Below are 26,012 nucleotides of genomic sequence, written 5' to 3' on the forward strand. Positions count from 1 at the left end.
TGAGCCCGAACCGAGTAGTCCTACGAACCCGCGGCCGAGCCGCCTACGAGGCCGAGCCAACTCCCACGAACACAAGCCAAGCCTTGAAGCTCGAACCACTCCTGTGATCCCTACTCGGCCCCACGAGCCCGCTCCACCCCTGCGATCCCTGGCCGGTTTACGAACCCGAACCGCCCCTGTGATCGCAGGCGGTCCCCCGAGCCCAACCAAGCCCCACGATGCCAAACCAACCCGTGGGGGCCGAGCCTTACGAGGCCCTGAAAGGGTTGCGGCCCGCGTCGGGCGCTCGACGCGCATGCGCCGCAGGCGCGAATCGCGAGCGCCGGCGCCCGACGCACGAGAGGGCCGCAACCCCGCGCCGCCGAAGGCGGCGCCAAAAACTCAAGCCTCGTCCAGCAACTCCGCGGTAACCGCCGATTCGGTATCCGGTACACCCAGTTCCTTGGCGCGCCGGTCGGCCATCGACAGCAGCCGCCGGATCCGGCCGGCCACCGCGTCCTTCGTCATCGGTGGATCGGCGAGCTGGCCCAGTTCCTCCAGCGAGGCCTGCCGATGCTGTACTCGCAGTCTGCCCGCCGCGGCGAGATGATCGGGCACATTGTCGCCGAGCAGTTCCAGGGCCCGTTCCACCCGCGCGGCGGCCGCCACCGCCGCTCGCGCCGAGCGGCGCAGATTGGCGTCGTCGAAATTGGCCAGCCGGTTGGCGGTGGCGCGCACCTCACGCCGCATCCGACGCTCCTCCCAGGTGAGCCGGGTGTCCTGGGCTCCCATCCGGGTGAGCAGCGCGCCGATGGCCTCACCGTCGCGCACCACCACCCGGTCGGTGCCGCGTACCTCGCGCGCCTTGGCGGAGATCCCCAGCCGCCGCGCCGCGCCCACCAGCGCCAGCGCTGCCTCCGGACCGGGGCAGCTGACCTCGAGTGCCGATGAGCGTCCCGGCTCGGTGAGCGAACCGTGAGCCAGGAAGGCGCCGCGCCAGGCGGCCTCGGCATCGCCGATGCTGCCACCGACCACCTGCGCCGGCAGACCCCGCACCGGACGTCCGCGAATATCCAGCAGACCGGTCTGGCGGGCCAGCGCTTCGCCCTCCTTGGCGACCCGGACCACGTAGCGCGACGTCTTGCGCAGACCGCCTGCGCCGAGTACGTGCACATCGGAACCGTAACCGTAGAGTTCGAAGATCTCCCGTCGTAGCCGGCGGGCAATCGAGCCCATGTCCACCTCGGCTTCGACGATCACTCGGCCGCCGACGATATGCAGGCCGCCGGCGAACCGCAGCAGGGCGGACAGTTCCGCCTTGCGCGAACTCACCTGCGTTATGGCGAGCCTGCTCAGCTCGTCTTTCACTTCGGCTGTCATCGCCACGAGACGCGCTCCTTTCCACCCAACCCGGACCGCACATCCTGACCCATGTGCCGTCCCTCGACGCGAAGCCCTGATTTCTGCGGCCGAGGTTCCCGGATCAGCTGATCCAGTGCGGCGGCAAGTTTTCCGGGGTGATGCCGGTCGGTTCCCGCGTCGGCGACATCGGAAAAGACTACCCGGGCCCGCAATTGATCGGCAGCCCGCGCCACATGTTCGCGTTCCCGGCCCACGGGTACGCTCCCGGAATCGACCAGTACATCGTCGACCGCGAAATCGGGTGCGTGCTGGGACAATACATGCAGGTGCCGTTCGGCGGAGAATCCGGCCGTCTCTCCCGGCTCGGCGGCGAGGTTGAGCACCAGTATCTTTCGGGCCCGGGTGTAGGTCAGCGCGTCGCGCAGTTCCGGCACCAGGACGTGCGGGATCACGCTGGTGAACCAGGATCCCGGGCCGAGCACCACCACATCGGCGTGTTCCACGGCGTGGGTGGCATCCGGGGACGCGGGCGGGTCGGACGGGATCAACCGCACCCGCCGCACCTTGCCCGGAGTGGTCGCGACCGCGACCTGCCCGCGAATGCACCGGCTCACTCGCGGATCGGCCTCCAACCCGGAGACATCGGCCTCGATGTCCAGCGGAATGGACGACATGGGCAGGACCCGTCCGGTCGTCCCGAGCATCACGCCGACCTGATCCAGCGCGGCCACCGGATCACCGAGCACCTCGGTGAGACCGGCCAGGATCAGGTTGCCGACCGAATGTCCGGCCAGGGCGCCGGTCCCACCGAACCGGTGCTGCACGGTCCGCGTCCACACCCCGTCGGCGTCGGCGGCCAAGGCGGCCAGTGCCATTCGCAGATCTCCCGGCGGTGGTACCCCGAGTTCGGCACGCAACCGCCCGGACGACCCCCCGTCGTCGGCGACGGTCACCACCGCGCAAATCTTGCGGGTTAATCGCCGGACGGCGGTGAGTGTCGCGTACAGGCCGTGGCCGCCGCCGAGGGCGACTACGGCGGGATTGGTTTCCCAGCCCGTCATTCGCCGCGCCCCAGATCTCGGTGCACCACCCGCACCACGTCGACGGGACCTTCGGCATCGGCGTCGATTCCGGCGCCGATCAGTTCACCGAGTGCCTCGGCGATCGCCACACTGCGGTGCCTGCCACCGGTGCAGCCCACTGCGACCGTCATGTATCGCTTCCCCTCTTGGCGGTAGCCCTTCGTGGCCAGGTCGACCAGGTGACGACAGGTGCGCAGGAAATCCTCGGCACCCGGTCGCGACAGCACGTATTCGCTGACTTCCGTCTCCTGGCCGGTGTGCTGCCGCAGTTCTGGTACCCAGTGCGGGTTGGGCAGGAAACGTACGTCCAACACCATGTCGGCATCCAGCGGGACACCGTACTTGAATCCGAACGATTGCACGGTCAGTTGCAGCGCCGCGGGCGCGCCGCCACCGTAGACCTCCTCCAACTTGCGGTGCAGCTGGTGGATGGACAGCTCGGTGGTATCGATGACGACGTCGGCCGCGGCCTTCACCGCGGCCAGCCGCACCCGTTCGGCGGCGATTCCTTCCGAGAGGGTGCCGTCGGCGCTTTCGCCCTGCAGCGGATGGCGGCGGCGGGCGAAACCGAACCGGCGGATCAGCACATCGTCGGAGGCCTCCAGGAACAGCACCCGGGTCGGCACACCGCGAGTGCGCAGCTGCTCGGTGACCGCGGACAGGTCGCCGGTGAAGAACCGGCTGCGCACGTCCATGACGATGGCCAACCGCCGGATCGGCGGATCCGCGGTGGCGCCGAGTTCGACCATCCGGCCGATCAGCTCGGGGGGCAGGTTGTCGGTGACGTACCAGCCCAGGTCCTCCAGGACTCGGGCGGCGGTGCCGCGTCCCGCCCCGGACAGGCCGGTAACCATCACGACCTCGACCGGCGGGTCGGGTCGCCGTCCCGCCGTACCCGCGGTCACCGCACTGTTGTTCGATTCAACGCGTGTCATGTACCACCGGATCTGTGTCTGGAGTGCCTTCCGATCTCCCACACCGGTTCAGTGATCTCCGGGCGGGCACAACATACCTGCTCGGGCCGCGAGTTCTGGACGACGCCGGCCTGTCGCACAAGTCCCTGGCGATGCCTGAAGGGGCCTTTGAACTGTAGACCCTAATGGACGCGGCCGGACACGGTCCGCCGACAGCCCGCATACGTCCGTAGCCGGGGAAGATATCCGATCGACGCCGAGCCGTCCGGACGGGTCGGACCGGCACACGGGAAGGCCGGCTCCGCCGCACCGAGGAGCGGGCAGAGCACCCTCCGACCCGCTCATCCCATCGACCGGAATCCGAGGTGCGCGGTACGGCACCGCATCGTGCGGTCTCGTTCACCACACCGGGCACACCACCGGTCCGTCCGCGATCGCGGAACACGCCGATCCCGTCGATATCGCGCCTATCGCACGGCCGGGCCCTCGGCCCGGGACCGACAGCCGGCGGCCAGGTCGAGCACCAGGCGGGAGAATTCGACCGGCCGGGCCAGCGGCAGGTAGTGTCCCACGGCGGGTACGACGAGCAGCCGTCCATCCGAGCAGGCTGCCAGGAAACGACGCTCATGGATCCGGAAGTGGTCGCGACCGCCGTTGACGAGCCAAACCGGACCGTCATACCCGCCGAGGTGAGCGAGGATGTCGAATCCGCCGATCTCTCCCACCACATCGGGGATCACCTCGGTCGCGATCCCACCCCGCTTGATTTCCTCGGCCGCATCGCCGGGCAGCACCCGGTCGAAAATCCGGCCGCTGATGCGTTCGCCGCCGTCCCGTTGCCTCGAGAGCACCCGGTGTACGAGTGTGAACGGCACCTCGAGCTCCCGCCCGGGAAGGCAGGTCGCCCCGGTGACGACCAGACCGGCGACCTTCTCGCGATGGCGTGCCGCCGTGGCGATGCTCACGTATCCGCCGAGCGAGTGCCCCACCACGACGGCATGACCACCCATGTCGTCGATGGCCTGGCGCACCGCGTCGATCGCCCCCTCGAGGCCGAAATGTTCGCCGCGTCGTGCACCGTGACCGGGAAGGTCGACGGCACACACCGGGCGCCGGGCGCCGACCCGGTCGAGGACTTCGGTCCAGCACCTACCGCTGAGGCGGATGCCATGCACGAACACCACCGGTAGGTCCACCACATCACCCTCCAAGGAATACAACGCAACGTTGCGTTGACCATAGCCTCTCCGTTAATACAACGCAACGTTGCGTTGTATTCTGTGGCCGTGGAGACCTTCGCCCAACCTGCCGGCCCTCGCCCCCGACGGGCCGACGCGATTTTCGCCGCGGCCATCGACCTGCTGACCGCTCACGGTTACGACGGCGTGACCATCGAAGCGGTCGCCCACCGAGCCGGAGTCAACAAGACCACCATCTATCGGTGGTGGTCGTCGAAGGACGCCCTGTTGGCCGCCGCGCTGACCGAGTCCCGCGTACTGGCGTTCGCCGTTCCGGATACGGGAAGCCTGCGGGAAGATCTCCTCGCGCTGGCCCGGAGCATCACGGGGTTGCTGACCGACCCGGCCACCGCCGCCATCGCCACCGCCGCGCTGGCGGCGGCACCGACCCGCCCGCAGATCGCGGCCATCACCCGATCGTTCTTCGCCGACCGTATGGAGCGCGAGCAGGAGATATTCGACCGCGCCATCGCGCGAGGCGAACTGCGGGCCGGCACCGACCCCGCCGCGATCATGGACCTGCTCGCCGGCGCGGTCTGGTTCCGCCTACGGCTCCGGAACGAGCCCGTCGGACCCGAATACCTGGACTACCTCGTCGACCTCGTGCTGTCCGGTATCGCCGACATCTGACCACCCACGGCCTCCCCCGAGCGGCCGGGGCCCGAGTGCGGCCCCGTGTCCCCCGCGACCCCGACTTACTGCGTGAAGTGCGCGGACAGGGCCTACTCGCTGTTGAGTGCCGCCAGTACCGCCTGGGCGGTGGCCCGGCCTATACCCGGTACCTCGGTGATCTCCTCGACGGTGGCCTCCTTCAACCGCGCCACCGACCCGAAATGCGTGACCAGCGCCGTCCGCCGGGTCTCACCCAGCCCGCGCACCGAGTCCAGGACCGATTCGGTCATCCGGCGGGAGCGTTTGCTGCGGTGGAAGGTGATGGCGAACCGGTGTGCCTCGTCACGGACCCGCTGCAGCAGGTACAGCGCCTCGCTGGTGCGCGGCAGGATCACCGGGTCGGGTTCGCCGGGCACCCACACCTCCTCCAGGCGTTTGGCCAAACCGATCACCGCCACGTCGGTGATACCGAGTTCCTCCAGCACCTCGGCGGCCGCCGCGACCTGCGGGGCGCCGCCGTCGACCACGTACAGGTTGGGCGGGTAGGCGAATTTGCGGGGGCGTCCGGTTCTCGGATCGATACCGGGCGGGAAGCTCGGTTCCGTGGCGGTGTCGACGAGCCCGTCCGTATCGTCGATCCGGGCCGGTTCGGTGTCCACGGCCCCGAGGTCGGTCGGGGTGTCGACACCGGCGAGGTCCGCGCGTTCGACGGCGTCACGTTCACGCCGCAATCGCGCGAACCGGCGCCGGGTGACCTCGGCGATACTCGCGACATCATCGGAACGCCCGCCGCCCGCCGCTTCTCTGATCGCGTAGTGGCGGTAGTCGGATTTGCGGGGCAGGCCGTCCTCGAACACCACCAGCGAGGCCACCACATCGGTGCCTTGGACATGGCTGATGTCCACGCATTCGATGCGCAGCGGGGCGGTATCGAGGTCGAGGGCGTCCTGAATGTCCTGCAGCGCCGCCGATCGGGAGGTCAGGTCCCCGGCGCGGCGGAGTTTGTGCTGGGCCAGTGCCTCCTGGGCATTGCGCGCCACCGTCTCGGCGAGGGCCTTCTTGTCCCCGCGCTGCGGAACCCGCAGCCGCACGGCCGAACCGCGCAGCCGGGACAGCCAGGCCTGCACCTGATCGGCGTCCGCGGGCAGCTGCGGCACCAGCACGTCGCGGGGCACCACGGTCGCGGGCCGATCGTCGGCGCTCTGCTCGGCGACGGCCACCTGCTCCCCGTAGAACTGGGTGAGGAACTGTTCGACCAGGGCGGCCTGCTCGGATTGCTCCCCACCGTCGGCGGGGATATCGACCACGTCCCCGGACTTGTCCACCACCCAACCGCGTTGGCCACGGACCCGACCGTCACGAACATGGAATACCTGCACCGCGACCTGAAGTTCGTCGGTGGCGAAGGCGATGACATCGGCATCGGTGCCGTCACCCAACACCACGGCCTGTTTCTCCAGCACCCGCCGCAGCGCCTGGACGTCGTCGCGCAACCGGGCCGCCGTTTCGAAATCCAGTTCCTCGGCGGCGGCGTGCATCCGATGTTCCAGCTCCCGGACCATCCGATCGGTGCGGCCGGCCAGGAAATCACAGAAATCGTCGACGATGCGCCGATGCTCGGCGGCGCCCACCCGACCCACACACGGCGCGGAGCATTTGTCGATATAGCCGAGCAGGCAGGGTCGACCCATCTGACCGTGTCGTTTGAACACCCCGGCCGAGCAGGTACGCGCCGGGAACACCCGCAACAGCAGGTCCAAGGTCTCCCGGATGGCCCAGGCATGGGAGTACGGACCGAAATAGCGCACGCCCTTGCGCCGCGCCCCGCGGTAGACGAACAGCCGCGGATACTCCTCGTTCAGCGTGACGGCCAGCACCGGGTAGGTCTTGTCGTCGCGGTAGCGGACATTGAACCGCGGATCGAATTCCTTGATCCAGTTGTATTCCAGCTGCAGGGCCTCCACCTCGGTGGAGACCACGGTCCACTCCACACTCGCGGCGGTGGTGACCATCTGCCGGGTCCGCGGGTGCAGCGAGGCCACATCGGCGAAGTACGAATTCAGCCGGCTACGTAGGCTCTTGGCCTTACCCACATAGACGACGCGGCCGTAGGAGTCCCGGAATTTGTAGACACCGGGTTCGACGGGAATCGTGCCCGGCTTCGGGCGGTACGTCGCGGGATCTGCCACGAACTCCAGCCTAGTGACCGGCACCGACAACGGGTTCCCGGTCTCGGTGTACCGAACTCACCACCCCGCTCGGCCGACGACGCTACAGTCCGTGCATGAGGCTGTGTTGGATGGCGCCGCCAACGGCGGCGCGGAACGGGGCCCTCGTGACCCCGGCTCTTCCCTCCCTCCGCGACGCCGCTGCGCGACGCCGCTCCGGTCGGTCCAGACCCGGCGCGGGCCCCGCCGACCGGGGTGATGTACCTCCTGATCGCGGCCGTGCCGGCCTTCCATGGCCCTGGCACCCCTCTTCTCCCACATCACCACCGACACGCCACCGCTTCGGTCGGTCCGGATCCGAGATGGGCCCCGGCCGTGTGGGATTGCGCCGGCAGAGGCGGCGCGGATCGGGGTCCTCGTGACCCTGGGTCTTTTCTTTCTGCGCGAACCCGCCGGCGCGAATTCGCTCCGGCCGGTCCGGAGCCGGGGCGGGCCCCGATGGCGGGTTCTGGGCGGACTCGCGGTGGCCGCCGCGCTCATCGCCGGATCACTGAGCGGATGTTCCGATGAATCCGAGACCGTGGGCGCGTGTACCCCTACGGCGACGGGCACCCCGGTCATCGCCGCACCGCCCACCACCGCGACGCGGGGCGCATCCACGTCGCGCAATCTCGCCCTCGCGCCGGAGATCGCGTCGGGATACCGCGCGGGAATGACCGCGATACGCACCGCCCGCTACGCGGTGTCCACCGCGAACCCGCTGGCGACCGAGGCCGCGTGCGCCGTCCTGCGTGACGGCGGTACCGCGGCGGACGCGCTGGTCACCGCGCAGACCGTACTCGGGCTGGTGGAACCGCAGGCGTCCGGTATCGGCGGCGGCGCCTTCCTACTGCACTACGACGCCGGCACCCGGACCGTCGAGGCATATGACGGCCGGGAGACCGCGCCCGCGGCCGCCGACGAGAACTATCTGCGCTGGGTCAGTGATACCGACCGCACCGAACCACGACCGAACGCGCGGGCCAGCGGCCGCTCCATCGGGGTGCCCGGGGCGCTGCGCATGCTCGAACTCGCCCAACGCGAACACGGCCGCACCCCGTGGCGGGAACTGTTCGATCCGGCCGTCGCCCTGGCCGATCGGGGATTCGAGATAAGCCCGCGCCTCGCGGCGCAGATCACCGAGTCCGCGCCCGACCTGGCCCGCGACCCCACCGCCGCGGACTACTTCCTGAACCCGAACGGCTCCGGCAAACCCGCCGGGACCGTCCTGGCCAATCCGGCCATGTCGAAAACCCTGACCGCCATCGCCGGCGACGGTGCCGACGCGTTCTACACCGGTCCCATCGCCGCGGATGTGGTGGCCGCGGCCGGTTCCGAGGCCGGCGGACGCACCCCGAGCATGCTCACCGCCGACGACCTGGCCGGCTACCAACCGAGGAAGCGGACCGCCCTGTGCACCGGTTACCGGGAACATGAGGTCTGCGGTATGCCCGCGCCCTCGTCCGGCGGTATCACCGTCGCCGCCACCCTGGGCATCCTGGAGAACTTCGATCTGGCGGCCGTGGGCCCAGAGGACGTCGACCGCGATGGCGGCCGGCCGCGCGCCGAGGCGGTGCACCTCGTCGCCGAAGCCGAACGACTGGCCTATGCCGACCGCGACAAGTACATCGCGGATCCGGATTTCGTACCGCTGCCGGGTGATCCCGCGCAGACCCTGCTCGATGAGAACTATCTGAAACAGCGCGCCGGGCTGATCGATCCCATCCACAGCATGGGCACCGCGCAACCCGGGAACTTCGGTCCGGCGCCGGTCGGGGTCGGACCACAGCCGCCGGAACACGGAACCAGCCATATCTCGGTGGTCGACTCCTACGGGAATGCCGCGGCCATGACGACCACCGTCGAATCCGCGTTCGGTTCCTTCCACATGGTGGACGGATTCCTGCTGAACAATCAGCTCACCGATTTCGCCGCCGAACCGCTCGGCACCGACGGCGTACCGGTGGCCAATCGGGTCGAACCCGGTAAACGGCCGCGCAGTTCGATGAGCCCCACCCTGGTCTTCGACCGTGCCCCCGACGGTACGCGCGGCGTCCTCACCCATGTGGCGGGTTCCCCCGGCGGTGCGGTAATCATCCAGTTCGTGGTGAAAACCCTGGTGAATATGTTGGATTGGGGGCTCGATCCGCAGCAGGCCGTCTCGGCCGTATCGTTCGGCGCGGCGAACACGCCGGTCACGGGCATCGGCGGGGAGCATCCGGCGATCGATACCCGCGCCGACGGCGCCCACGATCCGCTGATCATCCGGCTGCGCGAACTGGGCCACCAGGTTTCGGTGGAGCCCCAGTCCAGCGGGCTGAGCGTGCTGAGCCGCGACGGCGACGCCGGCTGGATCGGCGGCGCCGATCCCCGCCGGGAGGGTGAGGTGCTCGGCGATACCCGCTGAGTGGTTCCGGCGCCCGGTTCGTCGCGCGCCGGACAAACCCGGCACGCGGAACACGACCCGGTATCGCCCGGCGGCTCAGCCCTTGTCGCCCGGGCGCGGGCGCCCCGCCGATCCGGTGTACTTCGCACCCAGTTCTCGGAGCCGGTCCAGGGCCTCGATCGCGTATTCCTTGTCGTTGGAGCGGATCGCCAACATCGGAACGTAGTCGTCGTTCACCAGTTCGAGCCGTGCCCACGCCTTACGCTCGGGGAACGACACACCACGAATGTGGCGCCACTCGAACTCGTTGTCGCCGAGCACATTCCGTACCACCACACCGCGCGGACCGACCCGCACCCGTGGCCGGGTCAGCAGCAGTACCGCCGCGGCGCCGAGCACCCCGATCCCGACCATGGCCAGCTGGTCGGCCACCCGGAAGTTCACACCGGTGTACTCGGTGCGCAGGAACACCCCCACCGCGGTGAAGGCCACCACCAGTCCGGCCGCGATCACTACCGCGGTGCGCCGCGACCGCCGCGGCCGCACCTCGAGGTCCCATACCGGTCTTTCCCGCGTCCCGGAGTCCGCGGGACCGGCGGCGCGGCGCCATATCCGAACGACGGGCATCGGCTACCGGATGGCGCGCAGCGCGCGCAGGGTCAGTGCGGCGTCCAGGGCGGCGGCGCACGCCTGCTCGCCCTTGTCCTCGGCCGAGCCCGGCAGGCCGGCGCGGTCCAATGCCTGTTGTTCGTCGTTCGTGGTGAGCACCCCGTTCGCGACCGGGGTGCTCTCGTCGAGCGAAACCCGGGTCAGGCCCGCCGTCACCGCGTCGCAGACATATTCGAAATGCGGGGTGTCCCCGCGGATCACCACGCCCAGTGCGACCACTGCGTCATGGGCGCGCGCCAGTTCCTGCGCCACCACGGGCAGTTCCATCGCCCCGGCGCAGCGGACCACCGTCACCTTCTGCACGCCGGCTTCCTTCGCGACTCGCTCGGCATTGGCCACCAGGGTGTCGCAGATCTCGGTATGCCAGCGCGACGCGACGATTCCCAGCGCGAGATCCTTGGCCTCTGCGAGTTCGAAACTCGGTACACCGGTGCCGCTCATCGGTTCCCACCCTTCCTGTCGATCGAGGTCACTGCGCGGTCTCCCCCAGGTCCAGATCGTCCAATCCCACCAGGTCGTGGCCCATCCGGTCGCGTTTGGTGCGCAGATACCGCAGGTTCTCCGCATTCGCCCGCACCGGCATCGGCACCCGTTCGGTGATCCGCAGCCCGTACCCGTCCAGGCCCACCCGTTTGGCCGGGTTGTTGGTGAGCAGCCGCATCGATTTGATTCCGAGGTCCACCAGGATCTGCGCACCGGTGCCGTAGTCGCGGGCGTCGGCGGGCAGACCGAGCTCGATATTCGCGTCGACGGTGTCGTGCCCGGAGTCCTGCAGCTGATATGCCTGCAGTTTGTGCATCAGGCCGATTCCGCGGCCCTCGTGCCCGCGCATGTACAGCACCACGCCGCGACCCTCTCGGGCCACCATCTCCAGCGCGGCCTCCAGCTGCGGTCCGCAATCGCAGCGCAGCGACCCGAAGACATCACCGGTCAGACATTCCGAATGCACCCGTACCAGCACGTCCTCGCCGTCGAGGATGTCTCCCCGCACCAGCGCGACATGCTCCACCTCGTCGTAGATGCTCTGGTAGCCGACCGCCGTGAACTCGCCCTGTGCGGTGGGGATCCGCGCCTCGGCCACCCGCACCACGTGCTTCTCGTGCCTGCGCCGCCACGCGATCATGTCCGCGATGGAGATCAGCGCCAGTTCGTGCTCGTCGGCGAAGACCCGCAGTTCGTCGGTGCGGGCCATATGCCCGTCATCCTTCTGGCTGACGATCTCACAGATCACCCCGGCCGGACGCAGCCCGGCCATCCGTGCCAGGTCCACCGCGGCCTCGGTATGTCCCGGCCGACGCAGCACGCCGCCGTCCTTTGCGCGTAGCGGCACCACATGACCGGGGCGGGTGAAATCATTGGCCTTGGCGTCCGCGTCGGCCAGCAGTCGGATGGTGGTCGCCCGGTCGGCACCGGAGATACCGGTGGTCACGCCCTCCTTGGCGTCCACCGACACGGTGTAGGCGGTGCCGTGTTTGTCCTGGTTCACCGAGTACATCGGGGGTAGGCCGAGCCGGTCACAGTCGTCACCGGTCAACGGCACACAGATATAGCCGGACGTGTAGCGGATCATGAACGCGACCAGTTCCGGGGTCGCCTTCTCCGCCGCGAAGACGAGGTCACCCTCGTTCTCCCGGTCCTCGTCGTCGACCACCACCACCGGCTTACCGGCCGCGATATCGGCGACCGCCCGCTCGATACTGTCGAACCTGGTCACGTCTGACTACTCCTGTGTTGAATATGCCGCGCCGTTCGGCGCGGCGTGTTCGCGAGCCCTCGGGTACGGGTACACGAGGCGGGCCACGAACGCCGACCTCGGTCTCGAGGCCCACCACCGGCCGGTTGAGCTTGCGAAACATTTCTCCGCTCGACGGTGCCTGCCGGCAACGTTACAACAGGGACTCGAGGGTGACGGTGCGCTGTCCCGGGGGATGGACAGGGGCATCGAGCGGTCCCGGTTTCCGGTCCGGTCCGAGCCGGTCAGGGGCGCGATGGTGGGGCGGTCGCCGGTACCGGCGACCGGTGTGGCGTTCACCCGCGCTGCTGGAGACGTTCGACGTATTTGGCGATAACGTCGACCTCCAGATTGACCCGGCTTCCCACAGTGGTGGTGCCGAGGGTGGTCAGCTTCAGGGTGGTGGGGATGAGGGAGACCTCGAACCACTCGTGGGTGCCGTCGGCGGCCGGGGTGTCGGCGCGGCCGAGGGCGGAGACGGTCAGCGAGATACCGTCGACGGTAATAGAGCCCTTCTCCACCACGTATTTGGCGATGGCGTCGGGCAGGGAGATGCGCACCATCTCCCAGTTCCGCTCGGGGGTGCGAGCGAGCACGGTGCCGGTGCCGTCGACGTGGCCCTGCACGATATGGCCGCCGAGCCGGCTGTTGACCGCGGCCGCGCGTTCCAGGTTCACCGCCGATCCCGGGCCCAGGCCGTCGATACTCGACCGTTTCAGCGTCTCTCCCATGACGTCGACGGTGAACGAGCCGCCGTCCGCCACGTCGACGACGGTCAGGCAGACCCCGTTGACCGCGATGGAGTCACCGTGCCCGGCATCGGAGGTCACCAGTTCGCCGCGGATGGTCAGCCGCGAGGCGTCGGACAACCGTTCCACGGCGACGATCTCGCCCAGTTCCTCGACGATGCCTGTGAACATGCACTCAACTCCGTTCGCGTCGGTGTTCCGATTACGGAACGGCCGGCGCGGGGATCGGTATTCCCGGCGCTCGCCATTCCCTCACAGCCTAGGTCCCGGCCCGCGGTCACCCACGCCGCGTCCGGGGTCCAGGTCACCCTCCGAGTGGCAAACCCCGCCGGGCACGACCTCGCCAGGGGGAGACGGACGACAGCGCGCCGGTCGTACACGTGTACGCCACCGAATTGTTTCCAGAGGGAAATCCTGTGCGCATTTCCCGACGAAAAATACCGGCTCGTCGGTATCGATAAATGGCGGCAAAGCCCGTAATTACGCGACCGACCGGGGCGCCACCCATACCCCCGGTAGGTTTGTTTTCCCCATTGCTATCGCATCGAAACGCGAAAAGTCTCCATTGGCTTGCACACCCACAGCTACTACCGCAATATTGTGATGTGACCGGCTCACCGGAAGGCCACCCCCGTCGTGAGCCCGGCCATCACGAACAGGACAGTTCGTACACAGCAGGTCGATCCGTCTCTCGGTAACCACGCTCGGGCCACCGCACAACGGTGGGATCTTCCGCCTCGGCGAGTCCGCGAACCGGACAGCAGCCTTGTGCGCCACACACTCGGCCGAACAGCGGCGCCCACCCGAACGGGCGGAGACCGCACTGCGGAGATCCCACGCACCCCGACCTGTCCGACACCCACAGCAACAGCACAGCAAGTCCACTACGCGAGGAAGTAACCCATGAACGGACCGAGTCCGACCGCAATTGAGGAAACAGGCGATCATCGGCTCGCGGTATTGCCGATGACCGATACCCTCCCCGGCACAGGTGATGCTCGGTGAGCACCCTCGTCGGTTCCGTATCGGAATTGGAACGGCGCTGTCGCGAATACCGGGAGAAAAACCTCCTACCCGCCGTGGTCGATCCCGTCTCGAAGTGCATTCTGCTGCATGTGGGCGCCGTCTACGGGGCTGTCACCATGCCCGTCGAACTCGGTGAACGGGTACAGCGGCGACTGCGGGACACCGGCATCGAGGGACCAGTGGTCACACACCCCCGGGCCCACAGTTGGACATTCCTCACCGGGCCCAACCGATACGACCATACCGCCGTCCGGTCCGCCGAGATGTTCCGCCGCTACATCACCGTCGCGGGCACCGGCAGTCAGATCGTGCTGCCCTCCCCCCACGACGAGAACACCGGCTACCGCATCTGGGTGCAGGCTCCGCAGGGCGCCGCGAAGCGCCCCCCACAGAACGCGGTCCTCGAGGCGGCCCTGACACCGGAGTCGGGCCGGATCGCGCCCCGCTGACCCCGTTCGGACAGCTCACCCCGTACCCGACCGGGCGGCTTCCGGATCAGCCGACAGTGCCGTGCGCATGCGCCCACACGGCGGCGGCCTGTCGCCGCAGTTCCTCCACCGTGGCCCCCGGATTCTCGGTGTCGTACACCGCCGACCCGGCCACGAAACAGTCGATACCGGCCTCCGCGGCCGCCTCGATGGTGTTCGCGTTGATACCGCCGTCGATCTCCACCACCAACCGCAACTCACCGGCGTCCACCAGACGGCGCACGATCCGCGCTTTCTCCAGGACGTGCGGGATGAACGACTGCCCACCGAAACCGGGCTCCACGCTCATCACCAGGAGGGTGTCGAAATCACGCAGGATCTCCAGGTACGGCTCGATGGGGGTGTTGGGCTTCACCGACAGGCCGGCCTTCGCGCCGGCGGCCCGGATATCGCGCGCCACCGCCACCGGATCATCGGTGGCCTCGGCGTGGAAGGTCACATTGTAGGCACCGGCCTCGGCGTACGGGGGCGCCCAGCGAGCCGGGTTCTCGATCATCAGATGGCAGTCCAGCGGGATATCGGTGGCCTTCAGCAGGCTCTCCACCACCGGCAGACCCAGTGTCAGATTCGGCACGAAATGCGCGTCCATCACATCGACGTGCAGCCAGTCGGCACTCGACACCGCGTTCGCCTCATCGGCCAGACGCGCGAAATCGGCGGAGAGGATGGATGGGGCGATCATGGGGGCCGCGGGGCGGGTGAACGTCGACGTGCACACAGCGCCGCAGTCTATCCACCACCGCGGCCGTCCACCCGGGCGAGGTCGGTGGCGGGTGGGTTGCTCCTTCCTCGAGTGGGTAGCCTTCAGGGCGTGATCAATATTTCGGCGGAACAGGGGCTCTACAGCACTCCGGTGGAGATTCGAGTGGCGGCATCGGTCACCCAGCTGCCCATCGTGCGCGGCCTCGCCGAAACCCTGGTCCTGCTCAGCGATTTCACCCTCGACGAAGTCGCCGATATCCGACTCGCCGTCGACGAGGTGTGCTCCACGCTCATCGCCGTGGCGGCTCCGGATACGAGCCTGAACTGCCGATTCACCGTCGGTGATCTCGAGTTACTGGTGCGGGTGAGCGGAGTGGCGGCCACGGAGGGACTGCCGGACCAACGCAGCTTCGGCTGGCATGTGCTGCGTACGCTCACCGATGAGGTCCAGGCCCACCAGGAAGCTTACGACCACCAGGTTTCCGGATATCCGACGACGGTGGAGTTCCGTCGGATCCGAGGGAAGGCGTAGTGGCCGAGCAGGACGAGGCATTCGAACCCGCGGACGACGCCGAGGAACCCGACGCCGAGGAAACGGGCGAAGAGTTGGCACCGTCGCTGCCGGTGGCCGGATACGACGATGTCACCGAGTTGTTCGGCCGGCTGGCCGAGACCGAGGAGGGGTCGGCCGACCACAGCGCGGTCCGCGAGGAACTGATCAGCCGCTGCATACCGCTGGCCGACCATATCGCCCGCAAGTTCAGCGGACGCGGTGAACCGTTCGACGATCTCACCCAGGTCGCCCGGGTCGGCCTGGTGCACGCGGTGGACCGCTTCGACGTCGAACGCGGCTCGAACTTCCTGTCTTTCGCCGTACCCACCATCATGGGTGAGGTCCGGCGCTATTTCCGCGACAACACCTGGGCCATGCGGGTGCCGCGCCGGGTGAAGGAAACCCATCTGCGGATCGGTGCCGCGGTGGATGCGCTGTCCCAGTCTCTGGGCCGCTCCCCCACCGCCAAGGAGATCGCCGCCGAACTCGATGTCGACCCCGACGAGGTCACCCAGGCGGTGATCGCGGGCAATGCCTACCAGCCGACCTCCATCGACGCCGCCTCGGTGGGCCGGGACACCGATGCCTCGCTGTTGGATACCCTCGGCGAGGAGGAGACCCAGTTCGACCGGGTCGAGGAATATGTGGCGATCCGCCCGCTGCTGGCCGGGCTGCCGGAGCGGGAGCGGCGCATTCTCACCATGCGCTTCTTCGAGTCCATGACCCAGACGCAGATCGCCCAGCAGATGGGTATCTCGCAGATGCACGTCTCGCGGATTCTCACCAAAACCCTGGCCCGGCTGCGGGAACAGTCGGTCAGGGAGTAGGCAGGCGGGCCTCCGCTTCGCTCGGGCATATCGGCTGTTGTGTCCGACCGCACACACGGTCTACTCTCACCAATGAGAGAATGAACTGAGCTTTATCTCAACAGCTCACCCGGTCCGTCTCGGCAGACCAGAGCAACCGAATCGGCGGCCGGCCCGCGGTCGCGTCGACGACGACGCGGCGGAAGGTGATGTGACCAATATGAGTACTGACACGCCGAACAGGTCGACCGGCTGTCCGGGAACGCCGCGGTGAACAGCACCTGGATGAAGGTCGAACCCGCCGAGACCATCGTGACCGCAGGCCGACCCGCCGCCGGACCGGGCACCTGCGATTACACGCCCGTGCGCGGTCCCGGCAGCCCGTGCGGCCGAACGATCAGGCCGAAGGCGACGAGGCCAGGACCTGCGCGAGTTCGGTGTGCAGATCGAACAGCGCCGATATCTGTTCGGCTGTGACGGTGCCCGAAATCGCCGTAGCACAGGTGATATCCGAGATCCACCGCTTCGGGGACGGCCTTGCCCAACCGGATCAGCCGCTGGACGACACCCTCGAGTTGAGTCGGATAGTCCGCACCGAACCAGGACGGGAACACGCCTTCGAAAAGGGCGAACTCCACGGCGCAATCCCATTGCCCGGCGAGGCCTTCCGCGGGAACGGCGTCGACGATCCGGGCGAGCTCGTCGAGCAGCCGCGCCTCGTACCGGCGCTCCAACTCGGCCTGCGGCCCCGCGACGAATGCCCCGATCACGGCGATCGGCGTCGGGAGCGACACCTGGAAACGGATGCCCGCCGGGATCGCGCCCTCGTCGCGAAGTCACCGGAACACCTGCCAGGATTCGATCGCGGCCGTGTCGTAACCCAGGGGGCCGATATCGATCGTCGTCGGGTCGATGCCCGGTTTCGGCTGCACCCGTTCACTCGGACCGTATTCCGGGCTCGGTGGCGGAACGGTTTCCAGATCGGGGTGGGACTGCAGTTCGGGGAGCTGCCACACAACCCGGTTGTCACGAATCCCGGTCTCGCCGTCGGCGATTCGGGCGAGCACCGTCCCCATTCGTTTCGCGGCCTCGGCGAACACCGTTTCCGCGGCCGCCGGCGGGACGCTGCCGCACAGATGAACCAGACCACTTCCGGTCATACGATCCTCCTGCAAATCCACTACCTACACGGCCGATCCCACAATGCCGGGGTTTGTCGCCGTTCGGTCCACGGGATGGCGAACCCAGGGCAACATGATTGCCAGGCGGTTACCGGTACGTGCCGCGCAGCACACCGTACAAGCTGTGAGCGCATCGTTCTCACCACTGGAGGGAAGGGATAACCGCGGCTGGGGCTCGGTACCCCGCCCTACCCGCGGGCACCGTGTTCGCCTCGGTCCCCCGCGCGGGCCGTGCGCAGTTTCGCGGGCGCGGCGAGCCACCAGGCGGTGTCGAGTAGTTCGCGCAGGTGCGCGACCTCGACGCGGTCCAGGTCGATGAGGATGTAGGGGTATCCGTCATAGTGCGGGGTGGTGTAGAAGGCGGGGTTGCCGGAGGCCAACAGCGCTTCCTTCTCCGTCATCTCGCAGCGCAGCACCAACCCGCTGTCGGCCTCGGCCCGCAGCCGGGCGAACCCCTTACCGCTCGCCTTCAGCGCCGGCGTCCGATACCGGGTCGACTCCTCGACCCCCGGTAACTCGGAAGCGAGCCGCACCACGTTCTCCCAGGTCATGGTCATGACCACAGTGTGCGCTCCCGTGGAGGACCGGAGCATGGACGAATGTCGCCTCCGCTAGGGTTTCTCCGGCTTGCGCAGGGCCGCGATGAACATGGCGTCGGTTCCGTGCCGGTGCGGCCACAGCTGGACGGTGGGCCCGTCCCCGAGCCCGGTGACGCCGGGCAGCAGCTCCCGGGCGTCGAGCCGCTCGGCCCCGGTGCGACGCACGGTATCGGCGACCACCGCGACGGTTTCCGGTAGATGCGGGGAACAGGTGGAATACACCACCACCCCGCCCGGCCGCAGCAGCTCCCACGCCGCGGCGAGCAGTTCCCGTTGCAGCACAACCAGTTCGGCGACATCGGCCGGGGTACGCCGCCACCGCGCCTCGGGGCGGCGGCGCAGCGCGCCGAGCCCGGTACACGGCGCGTCCACCAGGATCCGGTCGTAGCCGGGGGTCAACCTGCTACTGCGGCCGTCGGCGATGCGCACGTCCACCGGCAGGCCTCGGGTGGCGGCGCGAACCAGTTCCGCCCGGTGTTCGGCGGGTTCGACCGCGTCCACCCGATGGCCGTCGATATCGGCCAGCGAGCCCAGCAGGGCGGCCTTCCCACCGGGTCCCGCGCACAGGTCCAGCCACCGGCCGTGGTCCGGCCCGAGCAGCGGGGCACGGGTGAGAGCGAGTGCGACCAACTGGCTGCCCTCATCTTGGACCGCGGCCATCCCCGCGCGGACGGGTTCCAGCGCGCCGGGGTCACCGCCGTCCAGGTACACCGCGTACGGCGACCAGCGGCCCTCCTCGCCATCGGTGACCAGCGCGAGCTCCTCTGCGGTGATATCCCCCGGCCGGGCCACCAGATGCACGGCGGGCCGGTCGTCGTCGGCGGCGAGGAGATCGCGCAGCTCCCCCGCGTCGGCACCGAGCGCGTCGGCGAACGCCTGCGCGACCCAGGCCGGATGGGCGTATTCGAAGGCGAGCCGGCCCACCGGATCCTGCGGGGCCAGCGCCTCGATCCATTCCCGCGACGTCCGCTCCGCCGCCCGCCGCAGGACGGCGTTCACGAAACCCGCTCGGCCCGCGCCGGATTCGGCCCGGGCCAGCGCCACCGAGGTGTCCACGGCGGCATGCGCACCGATGCGGGTGCGCAGCAGTTGGTAGACACCCAGACGCAGCACGTCCAGCAGCGCCCCGTCGATATCATCGATATCGCGTCCGGCGCATTCGGCGATCACCGTGTCGAGTACGCCCAATGCGCGGCAGGCGCCGTAGCCGAGTTCGGTGGCCAGCGCCGCGTCCCGGCCGTGAACACCGTACTCGCGCAGCAGTGCGGGCAGCACCAGGTTGGCGTACGCGTCCCGTTCCCGTACCGCTCGCAGTGTCTCCAACGCGACCGTCCGGGCCGGGTCGGCGGGCGCGCGGCGGCGGACGCCGGCCTTCGACGCTCCTGCACCGCGGGCCTTCCCGCGCTGCCGTCCCGGTCCGGCCTCACCCTTGACCGGACCGCGCCCTGCCGTGCGGTCACCTCGGTCCGCGACGGGGCCCCGGCCGCGATCGCCGTGTTCGCCGCCGGACCACCGGCCCCCGGACCTACCGGTTCGTTCCGTCCCGGCGTCACCGGGCCGCCGTGGGGCCTCCTCGCGGCGGCCGCGCGACCGACCGCCCGATCCCGGACCGTCCTGCCGGCGATCCGCCCCGGATGTGTCACCCGACCGTCCGCTCGCCGCCGGCCCGCGCTCCCGATCCGCTCGTTTTCCCGCCGGCTCCGACGTCCCGCGCCGAGTGGTAGCGCGATCCCGGGTCCGCTCGCCCCGCTTCGCGGAGCGGCCGGAGGCGGTCGACCGCACGTCGTCCCGGCCCGATTTCCGGCCCTCGGCGGCCCGATCGGCCGAACGCCCGCTTCGTCGACCCCGCGTGTCCTCGGAACCACCGTCGACGTGCTCACCAGGTCCCGGCGACGAACCGTCCGCCTCCCCGCGGGTACGTCGGAAGCCCCGCCGTTGTTCGCCGGATCCCCCGGTGGCCGCTCCCGCCGGGCTGTTCACTCGGCCACCGTGCCGGGCTCCAGACGCGCCCCACGCGCCCAGTCGAGTGCGGACATCTTTCGTTTCCCCTGCGGCTGTACCTGGTCGAGCCGGACCGCGGTGGTCGCGGTTCCCACGAATACCCCCGTCTTGCGGACCTCGATACGGCGTCCCGGCAGTACTTCCTCGACCAGGTCCACCGGCCCCAGTTTGATCCGGGTACCGGCCACCTCGGTCCACGCCCCGGGTGACGGGGTGACCGCCCGGATGTGCCGACCGATGGCCAGCGCCGGCTCGTCCCAGCGCACCCGCGCGAATTCCGGGGTGATCTTGGGCGCGTAGGAGATACCGTCGGGCGGCTGCGGAACCGCCTGCAATGTCCCGTCCTCCATACCGTCGAGGGTCTGTTCGAGCAGCGCGGCGCCGCTGACCGCGAGCCGATCCAGCAGGGTTCCCCCGGTATCGGTGACACCGATCCGTTCGGTCACCACACCGAATACCGGGCCGCTGTCCAACCCGGCCTCGATCAGAAACGTGGAGGCGCCGGTGATCTCGTCGCCGGCGGCGATGGCGGCCTGTACCGGCGCGGCACCCCGCCAGGCCGGCAGCAGTGAGAAGTGCAGGTTGATCCAGCCGTACGGTGGCAGATCGAGCACTTTCTGCGGCAACAGCGCGCCGTAGGCAACCACCGGACAGCACTGGGGGGCCAATTCGGTGAGGGTCGCGATGAAGTCGGGATCGTCGGGCCGGGCAGGAGTGAGTACCCGGACCCCGTATTCGTCGGCGATCTGCCCGACGGGTGAACGGGTGAGTTTCCGGCCGCGCCCGGCCACCGCGTCGGGTCGGGTCACCACGGCGACCACCTCATGCCGGGGGGAGTCGAGCAGCCGTCGCAGCGACGGCACCGCCGGTTCGGGGGTTCCGGCGAAGACGATCCGCATCAGTGACCCCGTCCGGCGACGGCGCGGCTGGGACGAACGGTGATACCGGCGGTGAACCAGTCCGATTCGCGAATGGCGCGCATGGCGTCCTTGCGGTTCGGCGGATCCAGGCGGTCGATGAAGAGCACCCCGTCCAGATGGTCGGTTTCGTGTTGGACGCAGCGCGCCAACAGATCCTCGGCCTCGAAATCGACCGGTGTCCCGTGCATGTCCACTCCTGAGACGCGCACTCTTCGGGCGCGCCGGGTCTCATAGCTCAGTCCGGGAATGGACAGGCATCCTTCCGGACCGATCTGGTCGTCCTCACCCAGCGGTGTCCACACCGGGTTCACCAGGTGTCCGGAGGCATCGCCGGTGTCGTAGACGAACACCCGAAGCCCCACGCCGACCTGCGGCGCGGCCATGCCGACACCACCGTCGTCGTACATGGTGTCGGTCAGGTCGGCGACCAGCTGCCGCAGCTCGGCACCGAAGTCGGTGACCTCCGCCGCGCGGGCTCGCAGGATAGGGTCGCCGAAGAGGCGGACGGGCTGAATGGTCACGGCAGCTCCCGATAACAGCGGACAGGAAAAAGGGATAATGGTCATCTCATTCTAAAGACGCGCGCACACGACACGGGGATCCCCGATTCCGACGCCGCCGGCTGATACAAAACGGATGCGGTCGGGCGGGTGTCGAGCCCCCCGCCCGGCCGCCATCGGGATACCCGGTTGTCGCCCGGGTCAGATCGCCCGGTCAGATATTGCCGCCGATGATCACCTGCGGTATTCCCGTCCCGAGCGGAACGGGGACGCAGACGGGGGCGGGCACGGTCCCCGGGTCCAGCGCTTCCAGCAACAGCTGCATGATGAACGGGTCGTACACCATGTGGAAATGGCCGGTCAGATTTACGGGACAGCGGTCCTGCAGCACGATGTTCTCGGCTCCGGGACCGTGCAGGGCGATATTCTCGAACGGCTGGATCATCTCGTCCACCCGGGAACCGATCGTCACATAGCGCACCCCGGGGACGGTATCGCCGCCCGCGTTCAGCCCACGCATGAATTCCGACCCCTGCGCCTGCTGAACGGCCGCGACGGAGAGCACCCGTTCGAATACCTGCTCGGCGCCCGGGATCTGTCGGGCGATCGGCACCAGCCCGTACATCACGCCCCCGTAGGTGGGTGAGGCGAGCCCCACCCACACCCCCACGTGCGGCGCGCCGCCGAGTTTGTTGATGTAGTAGCGGGTCACATTGGCGCCCTGGGAGAAACCGACCAGATCCACCTGCCGCGCGCCGCTGGCGGCAAGCACCTCGTCCACGAACGCGGCGATCTGATATCCACTGAGCACTATGTCCTCGGTGCCGTAGGTCCCCGCTCCGGGACGGCCGCCGTAGTCGAGGGCGAAAACGCAGTAGCCCTCCGCGGCCAGTCTCGGCGCGATGGCGGACCAGTCCGTATAGGCGCTGGCGTCGGTGCCGTGTGCGAGCACCACCGGGCGGGGGTGGGCCGCGGTCGGTTTACAGGTGAAATCGTTCGTGCCCATGGGCACCGCGTTCGGATGGGCTTTCATATACAGCGCTGCCGCGAGGTGATCCGGCTGCCGCGGCGCCGATTCGGTCGGCACGACCGGCGGCAGATAACCCGCCGGGTTGGCGGTTGCCGGTCCGGTGCCGAGCACCGAGCCGGCAACCACCGCGGCGGCCGCGATTCCGGACAGGATGACCCTGCCCCATTGTGTGATGTCCCCGCCCCATCGCGTTCGTGTCTGTTTCACACCACAATCATCTACCCCATCGGCCTTGGATTCCGCTCTCCGGACACGGCTTTGACCGGGCCGTTATTTTTCGGGTGTTTCGTCCTCGGCCAGGATGCGATACAAGGCGCGCCGGGCCTCGGTGAGAACCTCGGCCGCCTTGGCCGCCTGCTCGGGGGTACCGGCCGCCGCGACCTGCGCGACCGCACCGAACAACTGCCCTACCAAACCCCGCAGATCGATTGCGTGTTCACCGACGCCTTCCTTGACCTCGGCCCACGGGTCCCCGAGTTCGTCGCGGTGGGCGGCGACATATTCGGTGCCCGCCTCGGTCAGCTGGGCCGTTTTGCGGCCGGCCACCTTCTCGATGACGATCAGACCCTCGTCCTCCAACTGCGACAGCGCCGGGTAGATGGACCCGGGGCTGGGATGCCAGAGATCGTCGCTGCGCTCGCGGATCTGCTGGATCAGCTCGTATCCGTGCATCGGTCGCTCGACGAGCAACAGCAGGACAGCAGCGCGCACGTCACCGCGCCGGCCGCGACCACCGCGCCCCCGGCCACGACCGAAACCCGGTCCGAAGCCGGGACCGAAGCCCCGCCCGGGACCGAAGCCCGGTCCGAACTCGGGCCCGAATCCACGGCGACCGCCGTGGCGGAAATGTCCCTGGGGGCCGTGCCCCTCCACTCCGTGGCGACGCGCCCATCGAGCGCGCATCGCGTGGCGTTCTACGCCTTCCATATCGGCCTCCTCAGGCTCTCGTACGTTCTTCATGATATCGACGATATATCGCCAACCTATCCAATGCAAGGCCTGTCGGGAAATTCCCCCGACAATCCGAAGCCCTCGGCACGACATTCGACTCCGGTCTCATAACCGTGCACCGCCGACGACGTGCGAAAACAACGGCTTCCGACCGCGAGTACGCCCGGGAGAAGGTTCGGACGGCTCAGATGTTGGCCGGGTCGATCCGGACGCGCAGCGGCGAATCCGAGCGGTGGCTGCTGCGGATCGCCTGAGCGGTGGTGAGGGCGCGGGCCAACCGCTGTCCGTCGGTCCGGACGGCACGCAGCAGCACCCGCTCGATCTGTTCGCCGGTCTCCGCGGCAGAGGAACGGGCGGCGGACGGGACGCGTTCCGTGCCCGGCAGCGGAACCGGTCCCAGAACGTCGACGGTATCCGGGAGATCGGCGGCGGCCAGAACCTCGGCGATCGCATCCGGCGTACCGTCCACCGCCGCCATCCGCACCGCGGGCGGGAACCCCACCTCGGTGCGCTGGGCGAGTTCGGTGGCGGCATGGCCGACCGGATCCCAGCGCACCAGCGCCTGCACCGTCGGCAGGGCCGGTTCGGCCATGACGATCACCCGCCCCTCGGACTTCACCAGCGCGGCGGCGCCCAGCCAACGGCGCAGTGTGTCCTCGGCGGCGCGCAGATCGGCCCGGCTCAACAGCACCCAGCCGTCCAAGAGCAGGCCCACCCCGTATCCGCCGTCGAGGAGTGGTTCGGCTCCCACGGTGGCCACCACCACCTGCGGTCCGGGCGGCACGGTGTCCAGCATCTCGGCGCCGCTGGATCCGCGGATCGGCACCCCGGGAAAGGCCCGGCCCAATTCCTCAGCGGTGCGAACCGCTCCGATAACCACGGCGCGCAGCGCCCGTCCACCACATACCGGACAGCGGAATACCGCGTCGGCACGACCGCACCACCGGCAGGTCGGGCTCTGCGGACCGGGCGCGTCCCGCTCACCGTCCGAACCGGCCCCGGGCAGCGCCAGAGGACCGTTGCAGTGCCGACAGCGCGCCGGGGTACGACACCTCCCACACGCCAGCGCGGGGACATACCCCCGCCGCGGCACCTGGACCAGCACCGCCTCACCGGCGGCCAGGGCCGCACGGGCCGCCGCGAACGCGACGCCCGGGATACGGACGGCGCGGGCGACCGGATCGCGCTCCAGAGCCATATCGCTGTCACCCGGGGCACTGATCCGCGCGGAGGCCGCCCGTACCATCGCGCGGTCGGCGACCAGATCGTGTGCCCAACCGTTCTCGACAACCGACTGGACCTCCGCGGTCCGCGCGTAACCGGCCGCGATGAAGGCGGCGCCGGTATCGTGCGCCCGCAGCATCGCCACCTCGCGGGCATGCGGGTACGGGGCGCGGGGTTCGGCATAGGTGTCGTCACCGTCATCCCAGATGGCGACGAGTCCCAGCTCCCGGACCGGCGCGAAAACCGCGGCGCGCGTCCCGACCACAACGCGCGCGGTGCCGCGCAGCGCCGCCAGCCAGCGTCGGTAACGGGCCGCCGGACCGAGACCGGCCGAAAGCCCCACCGCCGAATCCCCCACGAGGTGTTCGCATTCGGCCAGTACCCGGTCCAGATCGCGTTGATCGGGGACCATCAGGACAGCGCTGCGACCACCCGCGACCACCACCGCCGCCAGTTCCGCGAGCCGCCGCGCCCAGTTCTCGCCGGGCAGGGCCTGCCAGGCCGCCCGTACACCGCGACGGCGCGTCAGAGCCGTGATGAACGCCTCCCCGTGCCGGTACCGTCGCCAGGCGGACATCTCGACCCCGTCCGGGACGTCCGGCAACTCGGAGACCGAGGCCCCGGGCGAATCGGCTACCGCCACCGGTGCAGCCGCCTCGGCCTCGGTCGCGGACGCGGCGCGGCCGGCCGGTTGCCTCCTCCCGGTTCTCGCGGCCTCCCCGTTCTCGGTCCGCGCATGGCGCGGGGGTATCGCCAGCCGCAGCACATCGGCCCGGGTGCCCGCGTACCGCGCGGCCACGGTGGTGGCCAGGCGCAGGATCTCCGGTGTCAGAACCCGCTCCGGCGAGACGACCCGTTCCAGCCGCACCAGTTTGCCCGGATGGTCGGTGCCGGTATGGCGGGACAGCAGATATCCGTCCACCAGCCGCCCCGCGAAGCGCACCCGCACTCTCACCCCCGGGCGGGCCGTTTCGTCCAATTCCGGGGGCACCAGGTAGTCGAAATCGCGGTCCAGATGCGCCGGGGTGAGCAAGGGCAGGACACGCGCGACGGGATGGGAGAGGTCGCCCGATTCGGCCTCCGCCGCCGGCTCGGCCGGAG

23 protein-coding genes and 1 pseudogene are annotated in these 26,012 nt (G+C 69.1%); 5 read left to right on the top strand and 19 right to left on the bottom strand.

The annotated features are described in order from the left end of the window. Nucleotides 1-381: 381 nt before the first annotated feature. The 4 genes from whiA to ON20_RS15630 form a co-directional block, all read right to left on the bottom strand. Nucleotides 382-1,365: a DNA-binding protein WhiA gene (gene whiA / locus ON20_RS15615; RefSeq protein ID WP_040836322.1), complete on the bottom strand. Its 984-nt coding sequence runs from the start codon at nt 1,363-1,365 to the stop codon at nt 382-384. Further along, complete coding sequence (locus ON20_RS15620; protein WP_040836323.1) at nt 1,356-2,402, bottom strand: gluconeogenesis factor YvcK family protein; 1,047 nt, start codon at nt 2,400-2,402, stop codon at nt 1,356-1,358. The genes whiA and ON20_RS15620 overlap by 10 nt, the downstream gene beginning before the upstream one ends. Beyond that, on the bottom strand, nt 2,399-3,277 hold the full coding sequence (rapZ, locus tag ON20_RS15625) for an RNase adapter RapZ (protein ID WP_051162582.1): 879 nt from the start codon (nt 3,275-3,277) through the stop codon (nt 2,399-2,401). The genes ON20_RS15620 and rapZ overlap by 4 nt, the downstream gene beginning before the upstream one ends. Nucleotides 3,278-3,804: 527 nt before the next feature. After that, nucleotides 3,805-4,536, bottom strand: coding sequence for an alpha/beta fold hydrolase (locus ON20_RS15630; protein WP_051162584.1), 732 nt, complete (start codon nt 4,534-4,536; stop codon nt 3,805-3,807). Nucleotides 4,537-4,623: 87 nt separating this feature from the next. Between ON20_RS15630 and ON20_RS15635 the strand changes: the two genes are divergently transcribed. Continuing rightward, on the top strand, nt 4,624-5,205 hold the full coding sequence (locus ON20_RS15635) for a TetR/AcrR family transcriptional regulator (RefSeq protein WP_040836409.1): 582 nt from the start codon (nt 4,624-4,626) through the stop codon (nt 5,203-5,205). A gap of 92 nt (nt 5,206-5,297) precedes the next feature. Here the strand turns inward: ON20_RS15635 and uvrC are convergent, their stop codons facing one another. Next, nucleotides 5,298-7,376 carry an excinuclease ABC subunit UvrC gene (gene uvrC, locus ON20_RS15640; protein WP_040836410.1) on the bottom strand — a complete coding sequence of 693 codons (2,079 nt, stop codon included), beginning with the start codon at nt 7,374-7,376 and terminating at the stop codon, nt 5,298-5,300. A gap of 487 nt (nt 7,377-7,863) precedes the next feature. Between uvrC and ON20_RS15645 the strand changes: the two genes are divergently transcribed. Continuing rightward, complete coding sequence (locus ON20_RS15645) at nt 7,864-9,801, top strand: gamma-glutamyltransferase family protein (RefSeq protein WP_040836411.1); 1,938 nt, start codon at nt 7,864-7,866, stop codon at nt 9,799-9,801. A 75-nt stretch (nt 9,802-9,876) separates the two neighbouring features. On the opposite strand, the gene ON20_RS15650 is transcribed toward ON20_RS15645, so the two are convergent. From ON20_RS15650 to ON20_RS15665, 4 genes are all read right to left on the bottom strand, one after another. Then, entirely contained in the window at nt 9,877-10,407 is a 531-nt protein-coding gene (locus tag ON20_RS15650) for a PH domain-containing protein (RefSeq protein ID WP_083864943.1), read from the bottom strand. A gap of 3 nt (nt 10,408-10,410) precedes the next feature. Further along, nucleotides 10,411-10,890, bottom strand: coding sequence for a 6,7-dimethyl-8-ribityllumazine synthase (ribH, locus tag ON20_RS15655; RefSeq protein WP_040836325.1), 480 nt, complete (start codon nt 10,888-10,890; stop codon nt 10,411-10,413). A gap of 28 nt (nt 10,891-10,918) precedes the next feature. Then, complete coding sequence (locus tag ON20_RS15660; RefSeq protein ID WP_040836326.1) at nt 10,919-12,163, bottom strand: bifunctional 3,4-dihydroxy-2-butanone-4-phosphate synthase/GTP cyclohydrolase II; 1,245 nt, start codon at nt 12,161-12,163, stop codon at nt 10,919-10,921. A 314-nt stretch (nt 12,164-12,477) separates the two neighbouring features. Continuing rightward, nucleotides 12,478-13,101, bottom strand: coding sequence for a riboflavin synthase (locus ON20_RS15665; RefSeq protein ID WP_040836327.1), 624 nt, complete (start codon nt 13,099-13,101; stop codon nt 12,478-12,480). Nucleotides 13,102-13,931: 830 nt separating this feature from the next. Here ON20_RS15665 and ON20_RS15670 point away from each other — a divergent pair. Further along, the gene (locus ON20_RS15670) at nt 13,932-14,405 is read left to right on the top strand and encodes a hypothetical protein (RefSeq protein ID WP_051162557.1); all 474 of its coding nucleotides are present in this window, start codon (nt 13,932-13,934) and stop codon (nt 14,403-14,405) included. A 46-nt stretch (nt 14,406-14,451) separates the two neighbouring features. On the opposite strand, the gene rpe is transcribed toward ON20_RS15670, so the two are convergent. Continuing rightward, nucleotides 14,452-15,126, bottom strand: coding sequence for a ribulose-phosphate 3-epimerase (gene rpe, locus ON20_RS15675; protein WP_040836328.1), 675 nt, complete (start codon nt 15,124-15,126; stop codon nt 14,452-14,454). A 129-nt stretch (nt 15,127-15,255) separates the two neighbouring features. Between rpe and ON20_RS15680 the strand changes: the two genes are divergently transcribed. After that, a complete protein-coding gene (locus ON20_RS15680; RefSeq protein WP_040836329.1) occupies nt 15,256-15,678 on the top strand; it encodes an ATP-binding protein in 423 nt (140 codons plus the stop codon). 74 nt (nt 15,679-15,752) lie between these two features. After that, nucleotides 15,753-16,526 carry a SigB/SigF/SigG family RNA polymerase sigma factor gene (locus ON20_RS15685; RefSeq protein ID WP_169332345.1) on the top strand — a complete coding sequence of 258 codons (774 nt, stop codon included), beginning with the start codon at nt 15,753-15,755 and terminating at the stop codon, nt 16,524-16,526. Nucleotides 16,527-16,858: 332 nt separating this feature from the next. Here the strand turns inward: ON20_RS15685 and ON20_RS33170 are convergent, their stop codons facing one another. The 9 genes and pseudogenes from ON20_RS33170 to ON20_RS15730 form a co-directional block, all read right to left on the bottom strand. After that, a complete protein-coding gene (locus tag ON20_RS33170; RefSeq protein ID WP_051162559.1) occupies nt 16,859-17,299 on the bottom strand; it encodes a hypothetical protein in 441 nt (146 codons plus the stop codon). 42 nt (nt 17,300-17,341) lie between these two features. Then, entirely contained in the window at nt 17,342-17,665 is a 324-nt protein-coding gene (locus ON20_RS33175; protein WP_157228867.1) for a hypothetical protein, read from the bottom strand. A 209-nt stretch (nt 17,666-17,874) separates the two neighbouring features. Next, on the bottom strand, nt 17,875-18,243 hold the full coding sequence (locus tag ON20_RS15695) for an MmcQ/YjbR family DNA-binding protein (protein WP_040836330.1): 369 nt from the start codon (nt 18,241-18,243) through the stop codon (nt 17,875-17,877). Between the two features lie 54 nt (nt 18,244-18,297). Next, nucleotides 18,298-19,737 (bottom strand): annotated as a pseudogene (locus tag ON20_RS15700) (RsmB/NOP family class I SAM-dependent RNA methyltransferase); the annotation flags it as partial. A gap of 524 nt (nt 19,738-20,261) precedes the next feature. Further along, entirely contained in the window at nt 20,262-21,185 is a 924-nt protein-coding gene (gene fmt, locus ON20_RS15705; RefSeq protein ID WP_040836332.1) for a methionyl-tRNA formyltransferase, read from the bottom strand. After that, nucleotides 21,185-21,727, bottom strand: coding sequence for a peptide deformylase (gene def / locus ON20_RS15710; RefSeq protein WP_040836333.1), 543 nt, complete (start codon nt 21,725-21,727; stop codon nt 21,185-21,187). Before def ends, fmt begins: the two co-directional genes overlap by 1 nt. A 193-nt stretch (nt 21,728-21,920) precedes the next feature. Then, the gene (locus ON20_RS15715) at nt 21,921-22,943 is read right to left on the bottom strand and encodes an esterase/lipase family protein (protein ID WP_438803415.1); all 1,023 of its coding nucleotides are present in this window, start codon (nt 22,941-22,943) and stop codon (nt 21,921-21,923) included. Between the two features lie 63 nt (nt 22,944-23,006). After that, complete coding sequence (locus ON20_RS34490; protein ID WP_245547257.1) at nt 23,007-23,639, bottom strand: PadR family transcriptional regulator; 633 nt, start codon at nt 23,637-23,639, stop codon at nt 23,007-23,009. A 232-nt stretch (nt 23,640-23,871) separates the two neighbouring features. Continuing rightward, nucleotides 23,872-25,950 (bottom strand): primosomal protein N', encoded by a 2,079-nt coding sequence (locus ON20_RS15730; RefSeq protein ID WP_040836417.1) that lies wholly within the window; start codon nt 25,948-25,950, stop codon nt 23,872-23,874. Between the last annotated feature and the right edge of the window lie 62 nt (nt 25,951-26,012).

It is taken from the genome of Nocardia brevicatena NBRC 12119, from assembly GCF_000308495.1.
GTDB classification, from domain to species: Bacteria; Actinomycetota; Actinomycetes; order Mycobacteriales; family Mycobacteriaceae; genus Nocardia; species Nocardia brevicatena.

Bases quoted from the DNA above. Each gene is read 5' to 3' on its own strand.
- ribH (WP_040836325.1), bottom strand. From the start codon at position 10,890: ATGAGCGGCACCGGTGTACCGAGTTTCGAACTCGCAGAGGCCAAGGAT.
- ON20_RS15620 (WP_040836323.1), bottom strand. From the start codon at position 2,402: ATGACGGGCTGGGAAACCAATCCCGCCGTAGTCGCCCTCGGCGGCGGC.
- ON20_RS34490 (WP_245547257.1), bottom strand. From the start codon at position 23,639: ATGCGCGCTCGATGGGCGCGTCGCCACGGAGTGGAGGGGCACGGCCCC.
- rapZ (WP_051162582.1), bottom strand. From the start codon at position 3,277: ATGGTTACCGGCCTGTCCGGGGCGGGACGCGGCACCGCCGCCCGAGTC.
- ON20_RS15665 (WP_040836327.1), bottom strand. From the start codon at position 13,101: ATGTTCACAGGCATCGTCGAGGAACTGGGCGAGATCGTCGCCGTGGAA.
- ON20_RS33175 (WP_157228867.1), bottom strand. From the start codon at position 17,665: ATGACCGGAAGTGGTCTGGTTCATCTGTGCGGCAGCGTCCCGCCGGCG.
- ON20_RS15695 (WP_040836330.1), bottom strand. From the start codon at position 18,243: ATGACCATGACCTGGGAGAACGTGGTGCGGCTCGCTTCCGAGTTACCG.
- ON20_RS15650 (WP_083864943.1), bottom strand. From the start codon at position 10,407: ATGCCCGTCGTTCGGATATGGCGCCGCGCCGCCGGTCCCGCGGACTCC.
- fmt (WP_040836332.1), bottom strand. From the start codon at position 21,185: ATGCGGATCGTCTTCGCCGGAACCCCCGAACCGGCGGTGCCGTCGCTG.
- rpe (WP_040836328.1), bottom strand. From the start codon at position 15,126: ATGATCGCCCCATCCATCCTCTCCGCCGATTTCGCGCGTCTGGCCGAT.